Here is a 15,694-nt window from a genome sequence, read left to right on the forward strand (position 1 = left end):
GGCGGCTGCACCGCCGCACAGCTGCTGGGCAACCCGGGCTTCGAGACGGGCACGGCCGCGCCGTGGACCGCCTCCAGCGGCGTGATCGACAACAGCACCGGTGAGGCCGCCCACAGCGGCTCGTGGAAGGCGTGGCTGAACGGCTACGGCACCACCCACACCGACACGCTGTCCCAGTCGGTGACCGTGCCGGCGTCCTGCACCACCGCCACCCTCACCTTCTACCTGCACATCGACACGGCCGAGACCACCACCACGACCGCGTACGACAAGCTGACGCTGACCGCCGGCTCGACGACGCTGGCCACCTACTCCAACCTCAACAAGAACACCGGCTACGCCCAGAAGTCGGTGAACCTGTCCTCCTACGCCGGCCAGACGGTGACCCTGAAGTTCACCGGCACCGAGGACTCCAGCCTCCAGACCTCGTTCGTCATCGACGACACCGCGGTCAACGTGAGCTGACGCAGGAACGCGCCACCAGCACACGACGGACCCGGGTCGGCCCCCACTGCCGACCCGGGTCCGCCGTTTCCCCCGGTCACCCGGTCACCGCACGCTGACGGTGACCTTCCACCCGACGATGGCGTGGCAGGACACACCGCCGGGTTTCGCGCCCGGGCAGGCGTGCCGGAAGCCGCTCAGCTGGGCACTGCCGGCCCGTGCGCCGCGGTAGACGCCGGGTGAGACCTCGGTCAGGGCAGTGCCGTTCAGGTTGGCCGGCACGTCCTTGGCGCCGATCCGCACCCGTACGGTGCTGCCCACGTTCAGACACACCTCGCGCGCACCGGTGGCGTCCAGGTCGACGACGACGTCGCCGCAGTCCGGCTGCGCACCGGCCGTGCTCGGGTCCGGTGCTCCCACCCGCACCCCGCCAGCCGAGCCGCATCCGGCCACCAGCACCAAGGACGCGACGGCCGCCCCCGCGGCCGCTGCCATCCGAGCGCGCATTCCCCAACCTCCCTCGCCCGGGCCGCCCTTGGTCGGGGAGCGGCCGGTCATGGGTGGGACGCAGGCCGGCCGGGTCCGGTTCCCCGCGGCCGCGGGGACGGCGGGGCGGGTCGGGGCGCGGGGCGGGCCCTGGCCCAGGCGGGCCGAGCCCCGCAGCGTTGCGGACCGCGCACGGCCGGAGCGCGGGCCGGGCTCAGCGCTCGGTGATCCGCCCGTCGGCGACCTCGATGCGGCGGGTGGTGTGCACCGCGTCGAGCATGCGCCGGTCGTGGGTGACCAGCAGCAGCGTGCCCTGGTACGAGGCCAGCGCCGACTCCAGCTGCTCGATGGCGGGCAGGTCGAGATGGTTGGTCGGCTCGTCGAGCACCAGCAGGTTCACGCCCCTGGCCTGGAGCAGCGCCAGCGCGGCGCGGGTGCGCTCCCCCGGCGACAGGGTCGCGGCGGGCCGCAGCACGTGAGCGGCCTTGAGGCCGAACTTGGCGAGGAGCGTGCGGATCTCCGCGGGCTCCATGTCGGGAACCGGTGCGCGGAAGGCGTCGAGCAGCGGCTCGCCGCCGCGGAACAGCGCGCGGGCCTGGTCGACCTCGCCGACCTGCACGCCGGGGCCGAGCGCGGAGGTGCCCTCGTCCAGGGGCAGCCGGCCGAGCAGCGCGGCCAGCAGCGTCGACTTGCCCGAACCGTTGGCGCCGGTGATGGCGACCCGGTCCGCCCAGTCGATCTGCAGGTCGACCGGGCCGAACGCGAAGTCGCCGCGCCGCACCCGGGCGCCGCGCAACGTGGCCACCACCGCGCCGGAGCGGGGCGCGGCGGCGATCTCCATCCGCAGCTCCCACTCCTTGCGCGGCTCCTCCACGACGTCCAGCCGCTCGATCAGCCGCTCGGTCTGCCGGGCCTTGGCCGCCTGCTTCTCGCTGCCCTCGGCGCGCGCCTTGCGGGCGATCTTGTCGCCGTCGGGCGCCTTGCGCAGCGCGTTGCGGGTGCCCTTGTCCATCCAGCCCCGCTGCATCCGCGCCCGGGCCTCCAGCCCGGCCTTGGTGTCGGCGAACTCGTCGTACTCCTCGCGGGCGTGCCGGCGGGCGGTCGCCCGCTCCTCCAGGTACGAGGCGTAGCCGCCGCCGTAGACGCCGACCTGCTGCTGCGCGAGGTCGAGTTCCACCACGCTGGTGACGGTGCGGGTGAGGAACTCGCGGTCGTGGCTGACCAGGACCGTGCCGGCGCGCAGCCCGGTGACGAACTTCTCCAGGCGCTCCAGGCCGTCCAGGTCGAGGTCGTTGGTGGGCTCGTCGAGCAGGAAGACGTCGTAGCGGCTGAGCAGCAGCGAGGCCAGGCCGGCGCGGGCCGCCTGCCCGCCGGACAGCCCGCGCATGTCCGCGTCGAGACTGATTCCCAGCCCGAGCGTGGCCGCGGCCTCGTCCGCCCGGTCGTCCAGGTCGGCACCGCCCAGGGCGAGCCACCGGTCGAGCGCCGCCGCGTACGCGTCGTCCGCGCCGGGCGCCTCCTCGACGAGCGCCTGCGTCGCGGCGTCCAGGGCGGTCTGCGCGGCGGTCACACCGGTGCGGCGCCCGAGGAACTCGCGCACGGACTCCGCGCGCCGGTCGGGTTCCTGCGGCAGGTACCCGACCGTGGCGTCCGCGGGGCTGAGCCGCAGCGCGCCGTCCTCGGGCGCGTCGATCCCGGCGAGCAGCCGCAGCAGCGTGGACTTCCCGGCGCCGTTCGCCCCGACCAGTCCGATGACGTCCCCGGGGGCGACGACCAGGTCGAGACCCGAGAACAGGGCACGGTCGCCGTGTCCGGCGGCAAGCTTCTTGGCTACGAGGGTGGCACTCATCAGAGGCCGGATCCTATCGCCTCCCCTCGAACGCAAACCACCCGATTCCCTCCGGGCCCACCTGTACGCCGAACCGTCCGCACGCCCCCGCACCGCTCCGGCCCCCGGCACCGGCACCGGCACCGGCACCGGCACCGCTGAAGATCGTCCACCACGTCGACGACCGGCCACAGCTCGAGCCGCCGCCGTGGACATCCGGCAGCGCACGGCAACCACCACCGCCCCCTCGGGCCGACGGGCCAGACCCGCCGTACGCGGTCGAACCGCGCCCGCGCCCACCTTCCCCTCGGCCGGCCACGCCCGAACCGTCGTACAGGTGCGGCCGTGCCGGCCGCAGGCTTCGGGCCCGGGCCCCGTCGGGGGCCTCCGGCACGCGAGGGACGGCGGAGAGAACACGCGCGCGTCGGGGCGGAAAATCATGCATGCATGCTTGATTGTTTTTCGGGGGGCTGCCACGCTCGGGCCGCACGCTGACTTCGACGTCGTCACATCGGCGTCATCCGAGGGGTGGCCATGGCCGATCCGCAGTCCGTACGCACCGTCCTGGACGATCTCCGTGCCGAGAGCGACGCGCTCGACAGCATCGTCGCGGGACTGGACCCCGAGCGCTGGGGCGATTCGACGCCCGCCGCGGGGTGGACCGTCGCGCACCAGATCGCGCATCTGGCCTGGACCGATCACCAGGCGCTGCTGGCGATCGACGACCCGGACGCGTTCGCGGCGGAACTCACCTACGCGATGGGGAACTTGGACACGTACGTGGACGAGGCCGCGGCGGAGGGCGCGCGGCTGCCCCCGGCCGCACTGCTGGAGCGGTGGCGTTCCAGCCGGGCGCGGCTCTGGGCGACGCTCGTCGCGCAGCCGCAGGGCGTCCGGCACCCCTGGTACGGGCCGCCGATGAGCACCGCCGCGGTGGCGACCGGGCGGCTGATGGAGACCTGGGCGCACGGCCAGGACATCGCCGACACGCTGGGTGTACGGCGCGAGGCGACCCCGCGCCTGCGTCATGTCGTGCGGATCGCGGTGCGCGCCCGCGACTACGCGTTCGCGGCACACGGCCGCCCCGCGCCCGCCGCCGAGTTCCGGTGGGAACTGATCGCGCCGGACGGCACGTTGTGGACCTTCGGTCCCGAGGACGCCGAACAGCGCGTGACCGGACCGGCGGTCGACCTGTGCCTGCTGGCGGTGCAGCGCCGCCACCGCGACGACCTGGCGCTGCGCGCAGAAGGGGAGGACGCCGACACCTGGCTGTCGATCGCCCAGGCGTTCGCCGGTCCTCCCGGCAACGGCCGTCCGCCGGGCGGGACTTCGGGATCCTCGGCGAGCGCCGGAAGCGCCGCGGGCGGCACAGGCGGTGGCCGGACGGATTCCGCCGGAGGCACCCGATGACGGGCACGCTTCCCCGCGGCGCGGACTTCGCCGAGCGCCGTACGACGATGCTGGAGCGGCTCGCCGAGGTCGCGGGCGCGCACGCCGAGGCACTGGCCGGCGGCGGCCCCAAGTACCAGGAAAGACACCGGAGTCGCGGCAAGCTCGGCGCGCGCGAGCGGATCGAGCTGCTGCTCGACCCGGACACCCCGTTCCTCGAACTGTCGCCGCTGGCGGGCTGGGGCAGCGACTTCACCACGGGCGCCTCGCTCGTCACCGGCATCGGCGTGATCGAGGGCGTCGAGTGCCTGGTCACCGCCAACGACCCGACGGTGCGCGGCGGGGCGAGCAACCCCTGGACGCTGAAGAAGGCACTGCGCGCCAACGAGATCGCCTTCGCGAACCGGCTGCCGGTGGTGAGCCTGGTGGAGTCGGGCGGCGCCGACCTGCCCAGCCAGAAGGAGATCTTCATCCCGGGCGGCGCGCTCTTCCGCGACCTGACCCGGTTGTCGGCGGCCGGAATCCCCACCGTGGCCGTCGTGTTCGGCAACTCCACGGCCGGCGGGGCCTACGTACCCGGCATGTCGGACCACGTCATCATGGTCAAGGAGCGCTCGAAGGTGTTCCTGGGCGGCCCGCCGCTGGTGAAGATGGCGACCGGCGAGGAGAGCGACGACGAGGAGCTCGGCGGCGCGGACATGCACGCCCGTGTCTCCGGCCTCGCGGACTACTTCGCCCTCGACGAGCCGGACGCACTGCGCACCGCCCGCCGCGTCGTGGCCCGCCTCAACTGGCGCAAGATCGGCCCGGCGCCGCGCCCCGCCCCGCGCCCGCCGCTGTTCGACGAGGACGACCTGCTCGGCATCGTGCCGGGCGACCTGCGCACGCCGTTCGATCCGCGTGAGGTGATCGCGCGGATCTCGGACGGCTCGGAGTTCGACGAGTTCAAGCCGCTCTACGGCCCGAGCCTGGCCACCGGCTGGGCCGAGATCCACGGGTACCCGGTGGGTGTCCTCGCCAACGCGCAGGGCGTCCTGTTCAGCGCGGAGTCCCAGAAGGCCGCGCAGTTCATCCAGTTGGCCAACCAGCGTGACATTCCGCTGCTGTTCCTGCACAACACCACCGGCTACATGGTGGGCCGCGAGTACGAGCAGGGCGGCATCATCAAGCACGGCTCGATGATGATCAACGCCGTCTCCAACTCGAAGGTCCCGCACATCTCCGTGCTGATGGGCGCCAGTTACGGCGCCGGCCACTACGGCATGTGCGGCCGTGCCTACGAGCCGCGGTTCCTGTTCTCGTGGCCGAGCGCGAAGTCGGCGGTGATGGGCCCGGCCCAGCTCGCCGGAGTGCTGTCGATCGTGGCCCGCCAGTCCGCGCTGGCCAAGGGGCACCCCTACGACGAGGACGCGGACGCGGCACTGCGCGCGATGGTGGAACAGCAGATCGAGGCGGAGTCGCTGCCGATGTTCCTGTCGGGGCGGCTGTACGACGACGGCGTGATCGACCCGCGGGACACCCGCACGGTGCTCGGCCTGTGCCTGTCCGCGGTGCACGGCGCGCCCGTCGAGGGCGCGCGCGGCGGCTTCGGCGTCTTCCGGATGTGAGGGGCGGGCAAGGGATGGCAGCGACAGCAGCGGCGCCGGGCGAGCGGCGCAAACCCGATGGCACGGGCACGCCCGACGTACCCGAGCGGCCGGACGCCGCCCGGAGGACGATCCGTTCGGTGCTGGTGGCCAACCGCGGCGAGATCGCCCGGCGCGTCTTCCGCACCTGCCGCGACCTCGGCATCACGACGGTCGCCGTGCACTCCGACGCCGACGAGCGGGCACCGCACGTCCGCGAGGCCGACGCGGCGGTGCGCCTGCCGGGCGACGCGCCCGCCGACACGTACCTGCGCGCCGACCTGCTGGTGGCCGCGGCACTGGCCGCGGGGGCGGACGCGGTCCACCCGGGGTACGGATTCCTCTCGGAGAGCGCGGAGTTCGCCCGTGCCGTGCAGGAGGCGGGCCTGACATGGATCGGGCCGGCGCCGGGCGCGGTCGCCGCGATGGGCTCGAAGACACGCGCGAAGGAACTGATGGCGGCCGCGGGCGTCCCGCTGTTCGGCCGCCTGGACCCGGCCGCGGTGACCGCGGACGACCTGCCGCTGCTGGTGAAGGCCGCCTCGGGCGGTGGTGGCCGCGGCATGCGCGTCGTCCGCGAACTCGACCGGCTCCCGGCGGAGTTGGCGGCCGCCGAGGCCGAGGCGTGCTCGGCGTTCGGCGACGGCGAGGTCTTCCTGGAGCCGTATGCGGAAGGCGCCCGGCACGTCGAGGTGCAGGTCCTCGCGGACACGCACGGCACGGTGTGGGTGCTCGGCGAGCGCGACTGCTCGCTGCAGCGGCGGCACCAGAAGGTGATCGAGGAGACCCCGGCCCCCGCGCTGCCGGAGGACGTGCGCGAGGTCCTGCACGAGGCGGCAGGGCGGGCTGCCCGCTCCATCGGCTACACCGGCGCGGGCACCGTGGAGTTCCTGGTCGCGCGCGACGGCCGGCCGTACTTCCTGGAGATGAACACCCGCCTGCAGGTGGAGCATCCGGTGACGGAGTGCGTCACCGGACTCGATCTCGTCGCGTGGCAGATCCGCGTCGCCGAGGGCGCCGCACTGCCGCCGGAGCCGCCGCGGCCACGCGGCCACGCGATCGAGGCGCGGCTGTACGCGGAGGACCCGGCGCGCGGATGGCAGCCGCAGCCCGGGCCGCTGCACCTGCTCGACGTACCGGGCGTGGACGCGGAGTTCGCGGTTCCCCCGGGGCGGGAGACGGGTCTGCGGCTGGACGCGGGCGTGGCGGGCGGCGACACGATCGGCGTGCACTACGACCCGATGCTGGCCAAGGTCATCGCCTGGGCGCCGACCCGGGCCGAGGCGGTCCGCCGGCTGGCAGGTGCCCTCGAGCGCACCCGGCTGCACGGGCCGCGCACCAACCGCGATCTGCTCGTCCGGGCGCTGCGGCACCCGGAGTTCGCGGCGGCCCGGCTGGACACGGCCTTCCTGGAGCGCCACTCCGCCGAACTGGGCGTGGGCACCGGCGCATCGGCGCACGCGGACGGCGGGACCAGCACCAGCACGGCCAGCGGCACGGTCACCGGCACCGGCACCGCCGCGGACACCGGCGCGACGTCCTCCTTCGTGGACGGCACCGCGGCGGCCCCGGAGGCCCCGGCTCAGGACCGGACGGCGCTCGCCGCGCTGGCGGCGGCCCTCGCCGACGCGGCGGCGCGGACGGCCGGCGGGTCGGCCGCCCCGGGCGCGGCAGCTTCCGGCCCGGGCACGTCCGGCCCGGCGGCCTCGGGCCGGCGGGCTCCCGGCCTCTCCCCCACCGACTCCCCTACGGACGGAACGGCGGTCGCTGCCGTCCCGATCCGGCTCGGCGGCTGGCGGAACGTTCCCTCGCAACCGCAGCTGAAGCGTTTCCGCGCCGAGGCCACGGGAGCCGTCCACGACGTCCGCTACCGCCTGGACCGCGACGGCCTGACCGCCCCGGACTTCCCCGGCGTCACGCTGGTGAGCGCAGCTCCGGACCGCGTCGTCCTGGAGATCGCGGGCGTCCGGCACCCCTTCTCGGTGGCCGCCTACGCCGAACGGGTGTTCGTGGATTCGCCCTTCGTGTGCACGGCACTGACCGCGCTCCCCCGGTTCACCCCGCCCGGGGAACGCACCGCGCCGGGGTCGCTGCGTGCGCCGATGCCCGGAACCGTCGTCCGGATAGGTGAATTCACCGCCGGCGACCGCGTCACCGCCGGCGCCCCGCTGCTGTGGCTCGAGGCGATGAAGATGGAACACGTGATCGCCGCGCCCGCCGCGGGGACCCTCACCGAACTCACCGCCGAGGTCGGCCGCCAGGTCGAACTCGGAGCCGTACTCGCCGTCGTCAAGGAGGAAACGGGACCATGACCACCGTCCGCAGCACCTTCGACAGCGCCATGCTGGAGAGCGAGGAGCGGCGCGCACTGCGCGAGGCCGTGCGCTCGCTCGGCAGCCGCTACGGGCGCGACTACTTCACGGCGACCGTGCGCGCCGGCAAACACACCGACGACCTGTGGCAGGAGGCCGGCCGGCTCGGCTATCTGGGGGTCAACATCCCGGAGGAGTACGGCGGCGGGGGCAGCGGCATCAGCGAACTGTCCATCGTGCTGGAGGAGCTGGGGGCGGCGGGCTGCCCTCTGCTGCTGCTCATCGTCTCCCCCGCGATCTGCGGGACGGTCATCGCGCGCTTCGGCACCGACGCGCAGAAGCAGCGCTGGCTGCCCGGCATCGCCGACGGCTCGCTGCGGATGGCGTTCGGCATCACCGAGCCCGACGCCGGTTCCAACTCGCACCGGATCACGACCACCGCCCGGCGCGACCCCCAGACCGGCGGCTGGCTGCTGACCGGCCGGAAGGTGTTCATCTCCGGTGTCGACATCGCCGACGCCACGCTGATCGTGGGCCGGACCGAGGACGCGAGGACCGGGAAGCTCAAGCCCTGCCTGTTCATCGTCGAACGGGACACCCCGGGCTTCGAGTTCCGGCAGATCGACATGGAACTGTCGGCGCCGGAGAAGCAGTTCCAGGTGTTCCTGGACGACGTGGCGCTGCCGGCCGAGGCGCTGGTGGGCGACGAGGACGCGGGCCTGCTGCAGCTGTTCGCCGGGCTCAACCCGGAGCGCATCATGACCGCCGCGTTCTCCGTGGGGATGGGCCGCTACGCGCTCGCCACCGCGGTCGACTACGCGCGGACGCGGCAGGTCTGGACGTCGCCGATCGGCTCCCACCAGGCCATCGCCCATCCGCTGGCGCAGGCCCACATCGAGCTGGAGCTGGCGCGGCTGATGATGCAGAAGGCCGCGTACCTCTACGACGCGGGCGACGACATGGGGGCGGGCGAGGCGGCGAACATGGCGAAGTACGCCGCGGCGGAGGCGGGCGCCAAGGCCGTCGACCAGGCGGTGCACACCCTCGGCGGCAACGGGCTGACGTCGGAGTACGGTCTGGCGTCGATGCTGACGGCGTCCCGGGTGGGCCGAATAGCCCCGGTGAGCCGGGAGATGATCCTCAACTTCGTCTCCCACTACACCCTCGGCCTGCCCAAGTCCTACTGAGCGGGGCCGCGTTCGTCCCGGCGGTCTGGCCCTTCCCGCCCGCCCCGGCCGGTCTCCGTCCGATCCGAGCGACCGTTGGGGCCCGGCTCCGGTCCGCACGAAGCCGAACCCTGTCCCGACCCGCATCCACACACCAGGAGCCCGCAGTGACCACAACGCCGCTGGTGCGGCGGCACACCGACCGCGGTGTCGCCGTGCTCACCCTCGACTCGCCGGGCAACCGCAACGCCCTGTCCGCCGACCTCGTCGCGGAGTTGGGTGCGGCGCTCGACGAGGCCGGCGCCGACAACGGGGTGCGGGCGCTGCTGCTGACCCACACCGGGCCGGCGTTCTGCGCGGGCGCGGACCTCAAGGGGGGCGGTGCGGGGAAGGGGCCGCAACTGCTGGTGGACCTGATGCGGCAGATCGCGATGCTGCCCAAGCCGGTGGTCGCACGGGTCGACGGACATGTGCGGGCCGGCGGGCTGGGGCTCCTGGCGGCCTGCGACATCTCGGTGGCGACCGCGGCGGGTTCCTACGCGTTCAGCGAGAGCCGGCTCGGGCTGGCCCCCTCGGTCGCCTCCCTCCCGGTGCTGGCCCGGGCCGACCGGCGGGCGGCGGCCCGCTGGATCATCACCGGCGAGCGGTTCGACACCGCGGAGGCGGTGCGGATCGGTCTGGTCACGGCCTGGGACGAGGCGCTCGACGGCATCCTGGACGGGATGCGCGCGGCCTCCCCGCAGGGGCTCGCGGCGTCGAAGGAGCTGACCACGGCGGCGTTCCTGCGCCGGCTCGACGCCGACGCGGACGAGCTGTGCCGCCACAGTGCCCGGCTGTTCGCCTCGCCGGACGCGGCCGAGGGCGTGCGGGCGCTGCTCGAACGGCGGGATCCGCCATGGGCGCTGTGACCGAGCGGGCGCCCAAGCAGGACCGCAGCCGGGCCACCCGGCAGCGCATCCTGGAGGCCGCGGTGGCGTGCCTCGCCGAACACGGCTGGTCCGGCAGCACGGTGGCGGTGGTGTGCACCCGGGCCGGGGTGTCGCGTGGCGCGGCGCAGCACCACTTCCGCACCCGCGAGGAGCTGTTCACCGCGGCGATCGCGCACGTGGCGGAGCAGTGGCTGACGGCGGTCCGTGAGCGGGCGCGGGCCCTGCCGCGCGAAGGCCCTGACCGCACCTACGCGGTGGTGGACATGCTGGTGGCAGTGCACACCGGGCCGCTGTTCCGCGCGGCCCTGCACCTGTGGGTGGCCGCCGGGGAGGAGGAGGCGCTGCGCCCCCGGGTGACCGCGCTGGAGTCCCGGATCGGGCGGGAGGCGCACCGGCTGGCGGTCGACGTCCTCGGCGCGGACGAGGGCAGGCCGGGGGTGCGGGAGACCGTCCAGGGCATCCTGGACATGGCGCGCGGGCTGGGCCTGGCGAACCTGCTCAGCGACGACTCGGCGCGGCGGGGGCGGATCGTCCGCCAGTGGTCGCGGATGCTCGACGCGGAACTGCGCGCTACGGCGCAGGGTTGAGCCGCGCAGGCGCCGAGCCGGGCTGAGCTCCGTTGGGCTGGGCTGGGCTGGCCTGGTCGGCGGCTGGGCTGGGCTGGTCGGCCGCTGGCGCCGCGGTCCGGCGGCCCCCGGGCTCAGGAGTGCAGGGCGGTGTCCGCGGGCCCGGCGGTCAGCCGGGTGAAGCGGACCTGGAGCCCGGCGCGCTGCGGGGAGCAGCAGAACGGTCCGGCTGACGCCTGCGCCGCCGGGTCCAGCCAGGCGAGCCGGATCATGCGCCAGGGTTCGCCGTCGCAGCGCGCCCGTACGGTCACCGCGTCGCCCGCCCGGCTGACGCGGACGGTGACCTCGCGTCCGGCCCACCCGGGTACCGGCGCGAGCGACCAGTCCGACGTGCCGTGGGTGACGACGGCGCCCAACTGAGGTACGCCGTCGGACAGTTCGACGCCCGCCTTGATCCAGGTGCCGGGGTCCACCCGCACCAGGGCGCCGGCCTGGTCGAAGACCTCGTCGAAGTCCGCGACGAAGGAGACCTCCACGGCGGTGCCGGCCGGGAAGGGGAACAGCAGGGCGTGGCCGTCGTCGTGCACGAAGCCGTAACTCGTGGTGCGCCAGAAGTCCGTGTCCTGGCGGGTGGTGACGAGCAGGTGGGAGCCGTCCTCGCGGGCGCCGGCGGGCGGGTTGAGCCAGTCGCCGTCGCTCCAGGACAGGTCATGCCCGGTCGGTGAGCTCACGGATGTACCGCCATTCGGTCGCGGACGGCTGGTAGCCGAGCCATCGGTTCACGGCGAGCATCGGCGCGTTGCCCCCGTCGTTGCTGGTGTACGCCTCATGCAGGCCGCGGGCGCGGGCCAGGTGCAGGGAGTGGGCCTTGGCGGCCCGGGCGAGCCCGCGGCCGCGGTGCGCGGGGTGCACGGCGGTGCCGCTGGACCAGTACCGGCCGCGGTCGTCGGTCTCCACGAGGAGCAGCCCGGCGACGGCGCCGTCGACCACGGCCACGGTGCTCAGCTGCTGGTCGAAGTCGGGCCGGTCCCAGATCGTGGTGCGCCAGTCCTGGAAGGTGATGGCGTCGGGCGTCACGTCGCCGGGCTCGCCGACGAAGCACTCCTGGTCGGCCTCGTGCAGGGCGGGCAGGTCGTCGGCCCACTCGGCGGCGGGCCGCAGCCGCACACCGGACGGAAGGGCGGGCGGTTCGGGGAGCGGACCGCTCTCGGCGAGGTCCAGCCGCAGGTAGTTCGCGGAGCGGCCGCGGTGGTAGCCGTGCCGGGCGGCGAAACCGTGGGCTGCGGGGTCGTCGAAGGCCCAGGCGTACACGGTGTGCGCGCCGACGGCGGCCAGGTGCTCCTCGGCGGCGGCCAGCAGCGCGCTGCCGACGCCGTTGCCGCGGTCGCCTTCGTCGACGACGAGGCTGGTGAAGGACAGTCCGGGGTCACTGGTGTCGGCGAACAGGGCGGCACGCACGTATCCGGCGATCCGCCCGTGCCCGTCCTCGGCGACCAGCAGCCGGTAGTGCTGGCGGGCCGGGGAGTCGACGACCTGGGTGTGCAGTCCTCGCGGCGTCATGACCCGGTAGGGGGCGTTCGCGTACAGCAGTGCGACGACGGCTTCGGCGTCGCCGGCGCGGTAGTCCCGCACGAGCGCAGTCATGGTGAGGGACCCTACGCGCCGTGTTCCCTCCGGCGCCCGGCATTTTCCGGCGGCCGGGCGGGGCCCGGACCGGAGGACGGGAGCGGGTGGGCGGCGACGGCCGCGCGGGGCGTCCGCGGCGCCGGAAAGGGGCCGGATTCAGGGCCGTCCGGCGGTCCCGGAGGGCCGGATCGGGGGGATGCTGGGGGTAGGGAGATGACAGGGATGCCCAGGACCGGATCGGAGCCCGTCCAGGCCCGCAGTCCGCTGCGGCTGCGGCTGGTGCTCGCGCTGCTGGGGGTGGTGTGGGGCGTGGCGGCCGCGGTCGGCTTCGCGCTGGCCGGCCAGCCGGGCTGGGCGGCGTTCGTCGCGGCCATCGCCGCGGTGGCGCTGGTGGACGTGGTCGTGGTGATCCGGCACATGCGGCAGGGGGCCCACTGGCAGCCGGGGCGCGGCATCCCGCCGTACCGCCCGGTGGAGAGTCGGCGACGGCCCACGCAGCGGCGATGACACCCGTGCGAGAACGCGACGAGGCCCGGCACATGGTGCCGGGCCTCGTCGTGCAGTAGCGGGGACAGGATTTGAACCTGCGACCTCTGGGTTATGAGCCCAGCGAGCTACCGAGCTGCTCCACCCCGCGTCGGTGAACTCCACTTTAGGGGGTGTTCACCCTGACGCCAAATCGATTTCCGCGACTTCGGCACTCCCGGCCCGGCTCACCCCCTGCCACCTGGCCTTTCCCGCCGTACGACGCGGGGCGTGGCCGGACGCCGGCAGTGCCGGGATCCCTCGCCGCGCCGTTCCCGCGGCCTACCGCGGGGTGAGCAGCCGGCGCCGCCGCGGGTCCTCCGTGACCAAGGTCACGGCCGCGAGCGCCGAAACGCACGCCGCGGCCCACACCGGCCACAGGGCCCAGGCGGAGACGACCGCGGCGGCCACCTCGAGGAGGACCATCAGCACCGTCGCCCAGCCGGGCACCGCGACGATCACCTGCGCCTTGTCGCCGGGCGTGGCGAACACGGCGGGCAACCCGATCAGCACGACCAGTGACAGTGCGGCCAGGACCCAGGAGGTGTGCGACAACCACCAGGGAGTGGCCACCCAGGCGACCAGTTCCGTCGCGAACCGGAACGCCGACGGCACGGTGTCCTTGGGTGCGGCACCCGCCGCCTGACTCGTCACGGCCGCAGCGTCTCACGCGGCCCGATCGCCGTACAGAGGTGATCCGCACACGGGCACGGGCCCCGCGCCGGAGTGCGGCACGGCAGGCGGAGAGCGGGGATCGGGGAACCGGGCACGGCGGAAATCCCGTTGCCCGCCTGCCCGCGCCCCCGTACCGTCCTTCCCCGAAGGCCGTGTTGCCGTCCGACAGGAGTAGGCCGTTGTACGTCTGAGGTCCCGGGTCACCGATGCCCGAGCGCCGCGTCCGCGTGAGAAACGCGTGACGCCGCCCAGGTACGTGTGTGCGACCTCGACGTCCGAGCAGGCCAGGGGCGGAACTTCACAGCGGTGTCCTCGCGTCGGCGAGCCCGCCTCCGCCCCTCCCCCGCACACACACCGGTGTCCCGTTCCGTCGCTCTGCCCACCACCCAGCGACCCGGGAGACCTTCATGTCATTCACCCCTGCCTCCGTCGTCTGCGCGCAGCTGACCTTCGGATGGCCCGACGGCACCGCCGTCTTCGACCGCCTCCAGTGGGCGGCCGCACCCGGCCGCACCGGCCTGATCGGCCTCAACGGAGCCGGAAAATCGACCCTGTTGAAGCTGATCGCCGGTGAACTCGCCCCCGGCTCCGGCTCCGTGAAGGTGTCGGGCGAGATCGGCTACCTGCCGCAGGACGCCGCTCTCGACACCCGGCTGCGGGTGGACCAGGCGCTCGGCATCGCCGGGGCCCGGGCCGCGCTGCACGCGATCGAGGCCGGCGACACCGGCGAGGAGCACTTCGCGGCGGTCGGCGACGACTGGGACGTCGAGGAGCGCGCCCGCGCCACCCTCGACGCGCTCGGCCTGGAGCGCATCGGCCTGGACCGCACCGTCGGCGAGGTGTCCGGCGGGGAGTCGGTGCTGCTGCGGCTGGCCGCGCTGCTGCTGCGCCGGCCCGACGTGCTGCTGCTCGACGAGCCGACGAACAACCTGGACCTGCGCGCCCGGCGCAGGCTGCACGCGGCGATCGCGTCCTGGCGCGGACTGCTGATCGTGGTCAGCCACGACCGCGAACTGCTGGAGCACGTCGACCAGATCGCCGACCTGCGCGACGGCGAGGTGCTCTGGTACGGCGGCAACCTGTCGGCGTACGAGGAGGCGCTGGCCGTCGAGCAGGACGCCGCGGAGCGGGCGGTCCGCGCCGCGGAGGCCGACGTCAAGCGGCAGAAGCGCGAACTGGTCGAGGCTCAGGTCAAGTTGGCCCGCCGGGTGCGGTACGGGCAGAAGATGTACGAGATCAAGCGGGAGCCGCGGGCGGTGATGAAGCTGCGCAAGCGCTCGGCCGAGGTGTCCGCGGGCAAGCACCGGCAGGTGCAGGCCGACCGTCTCGCCGAGGCCAGGGAGCGCCTGGGCGAGGCGGAGCTGGCGGTCAGGGACGACGACGAGATCCGCGTCGACCTGCCGCACACGGCGCTGCCCGCGGGCCGGACCGTGCTCACCGTGGAGCGCGCGCGGCTCCGCCACGGCACGCACGTCGACCTGGACGTGCGCGGACCCGAGCGGATCGCGCTGCTCGGCCGCAACGGCGCCGGCAAGTCGACGCTGCTGCGGACGCTGACCGGCGAGATCGCCCTGGCGGAAGGCGAGATGGTGGTGCACGTCCCGGTCCGCCATCTGCCGCAGCGCCTCGACGTGCTGGACCCTGAGGCGACGGTCGCGGAGAACGTGGCGGCGTTCGCACCGTCGGCGACGGAGAACGCGGTCCGGGCCCGGCTGGCCCGGTTCCTGTTCCGGGGCGCGCGGGCCGACCAGCCGACCGGCTCGCTGTCCGGTGGGGAGCGCTTCCGGGCGACGCTGGCCGCGCTGATGCTGGCCGAGCCGGCGCCGCAACTGCTCCTGCTGGACGAGCCGACGAACAACCTGGACATGGCGTCGGTGCGGTCGCTGGCCTCGGCGCTCGCCTCGTACGAGGGCGCGCTGGTGGTCGCCGGTCACGACGTGCCGTTCCTGCGGTCGCTGGGCATCACCCGGTGGCTGCGGATCGAGGACGGAGTGCTGAGGGAGGTGGACCCGGTGCTGCTCTGAGCGGCGACCGGCGGCGGGGCGGTCCCGCCACGGCCGACCCGTCACGGCCGCCACACCGCGGCCGACCCGCCTGCGCCGCGGCCACCCGGCCACGCCTGT

13 protein-coding genes, 1 tRNA gene and 1 pseudogene are annotated in these 15,694 nt (G+C 74.3%); 9 read left to right on the forward strand and 6 right to left on the reverse strand.

Features of this window, described 5'->3' with window-relative positions:
* Positions 1-465, forward strand: a pseudogene (locus BMW99_RS15255) (hypothetical protein); the annotation flags it as partial.
* A gap of 84 nt (positions 466-549) precedes the next feature.
* Here BMW99_RS15255 and BMW99_RS15260 read toward each other — a convergent pair.
* Together BMW99_RS15260 and BMW99_RS15265 are read right to left on the reverse strand one after the other, a co-directional pair.
* Entirely contained in the window at positions 550-951 is a 402-nt protein-coding gene (locus BMW99_RS15260) for a hypothetical protein (protein WP_141726422.1), read from the reverse strand.
* A 193-nt stretch (positions 952-1,144) separates the two neighbouring features.
* Positions 1,145-2,779 carry an ABC-F family ATP-binding cassette domain-containing protein gene (locus tag BMW99_RS15265; protein ID WP_075016968.1) on the reverse strand — a complete coding sequence of 545 codons (1,635 nt, stop codon included), beginning with the start codon at positions 2,777-2,779 and terminating at the stop codon, positions 1,145-1,147.
* Between the two features lie 513 nt (positions 2,780-3,292).
* Here BMW99_RS15265 and BMW99_RS15270 point away from each other — a divergent pair.
* The 6 genes from BMW99_RS15270 (at position 3,293) to BMW99_RS15300 (ending at position 10,766) form a co-directional block, all read left to right on the forward strand.
* A complete protein-coding gene (locus BMW99_RS15270) occupies positions 3,293-4,168 on the forward strand; it encodes a TIGR03084 family metal-binding protein (RefSeq protein ID WP_069465926.1) in 876 nt (291 codons plus the stop codon).
* Positions 4,165-5,754: an acyl-CoA carboxylase subunit beta gene (locus BMW99_RS15275; protein WP_069465925.1), complete on the forward strand. Its 1,590-nt coding sequence runs from the start codon at positions 4,165-4,167 to the stop codon at positions 5,752-5,754. Before BMW99_RS15270 ends, BMW99_RS15275 begins: the two co-directional genes overlap by 4 nt.
* Positions 5,755-5,768: 14 nt before the next feature.
* The gene (locus BMW99_RS42075; protein WP_079138813.1) at positions 5,769-8,084 is read left to right on the forward strand and encodes an acetyl/propionyl/methylcrotonyl-CoA carboxylase subunit alpha; all 2,316 of its coding nucleotides are present in this window, start codon (positions 5,769-5,771) and stop codon (positions 8,082-8,084) included.
* Positions 8,081-9,271: an acyl-CoA dehydrogenase family protein gene (locus tag BMW99_RS15290; RefSeq protein WP_069465924.1), complete on the forward strand. Its 1,191-nt coding sequence runs from the start codon at positions 8,081-8,083 to the stop codon at positions 9,269-9,271. The genes BMW99_RS42075 and BMW99_RS15290 overlap by 4 nt, the downstream gene beginning before the upstream one ends.
* Before the next feature lie 146 nt (positions 9,272-9,417).
* On the forward strand, positions 9,418-10,158 hold the full coding sequence (locus BMW99_RS15295; RefSeq protein WP_075016969.1) for an enoyl-CoA hydratase family protein: 741 nt from the start codon (positions 9,418-9,420) through the stop codon (positions 10,156-10,158).
* Complete coding sequence (locus tag BMW99_RS15300; RefSeq protein ID WP_075016970.1) at positions 10,146-10,766, forward strand: TetR/AcrR family transcriptional regulator; 621 nt, start codon at positions 10,146-10,148, stop codon at positions 10,764-10,766. Before BMW99_RS15295 ends, BMW99_RS15300 begins: the two co-directional genes overlap by 13 nt.
* 113 nt (positions 10,767-10,879) lie before the next feature.
* Here the strand turns inward: BMW99_RS15300 and BMW99_RS15305 are convergent, their stop codons facing one another.
* Positions 10,880-11,476, reverse strand: coding sequence for a DUF1349 domain-containing protein (locus BMW99_RS15305; RefSeq protein WP_069464337.1), 597 nt, complete (start codon positions 11,474-11,476; stop codon positions 10,880-10,882).
* A complete protein-coding gene (locus BMW99_RS15310; RefSeq protein WP_069464338.1) occupies positions 11,454-12,389 on the reverse strand; it encodes a GNAT family N-acetyltransferase in 936 nt (311 codons plus the stop codon). The genes BMW99_RS15305 and BMW99_RS15310 overlap by 23 nt, the downstream gene beginning before the upstream one ends.
* 204 nt (positions 12,390-12,593) lie before the next feature.
* On the opposite strand from BMW99_RS15310, the gene BMW99_RS15315 reads away from it, so the two are divergent.
* On the forward strand, positions 12,594-12,878 hold the full coding sequence (locus BMW99_RS15315; RefSeq protein WP_069464339.1) for a DUF6343 family protein: 285 nt from the start codon (positions 12,594-12,596) through the stop codon (positions 12,876-12,878).
* Positions 12,879-12,934: 56 nt separating this feature from the next.
* Here BMW99_RS15315 and BMW99_RS15320 read toward each other — a convergent pair.
* Both BMW99_RS15320 and BMW99_RS15325 read right to left on the reverse strand, forming a co-directional pair.
* Positions 12,935-13,008, reverse strand: a tRNA-Met gene (locus tag BMW99_RS15320).
* 170 nt (positions 13,009-13,178) lie between these two features.
* Entirely contained in the window at positions 13,179-13,550 is a 372-nt protein-coding gene (locus tag BMW99_RS15325) for a hypothetical protein (RefSeq protein ID WP_069464340.1), read from the reverse strand.
* 428 nt (positions 13,551-13,978) lie between these two features.
* On the opposite strand from BMW99_RS15325, the gene BMW99_RS15330 reads away from it, so the two are divergent.
* Positions 13,979-15,595, forward strand: a complete 1,617-nt coding sequence (locus BMW99_RS15330; protein ID WP_069464341.1) for an ABC-F family ATP-binding cassette domain-containing protein — start codon at positions 13,979-13,981, stop codon at positions 15,593-15,595.
* Positions 15,596-15,694 lie beyond the last annotated feature (99 nt).

It is taken from the genome of Actinacidiphila rubida (assembly GCF_900110255.1).
GTDB lineage: Bacteria > Actinomycetota > Actinomycetes > Streptomycetales > Streptomycetaceae > Actinacidiphila > Actinacidiphila rubida.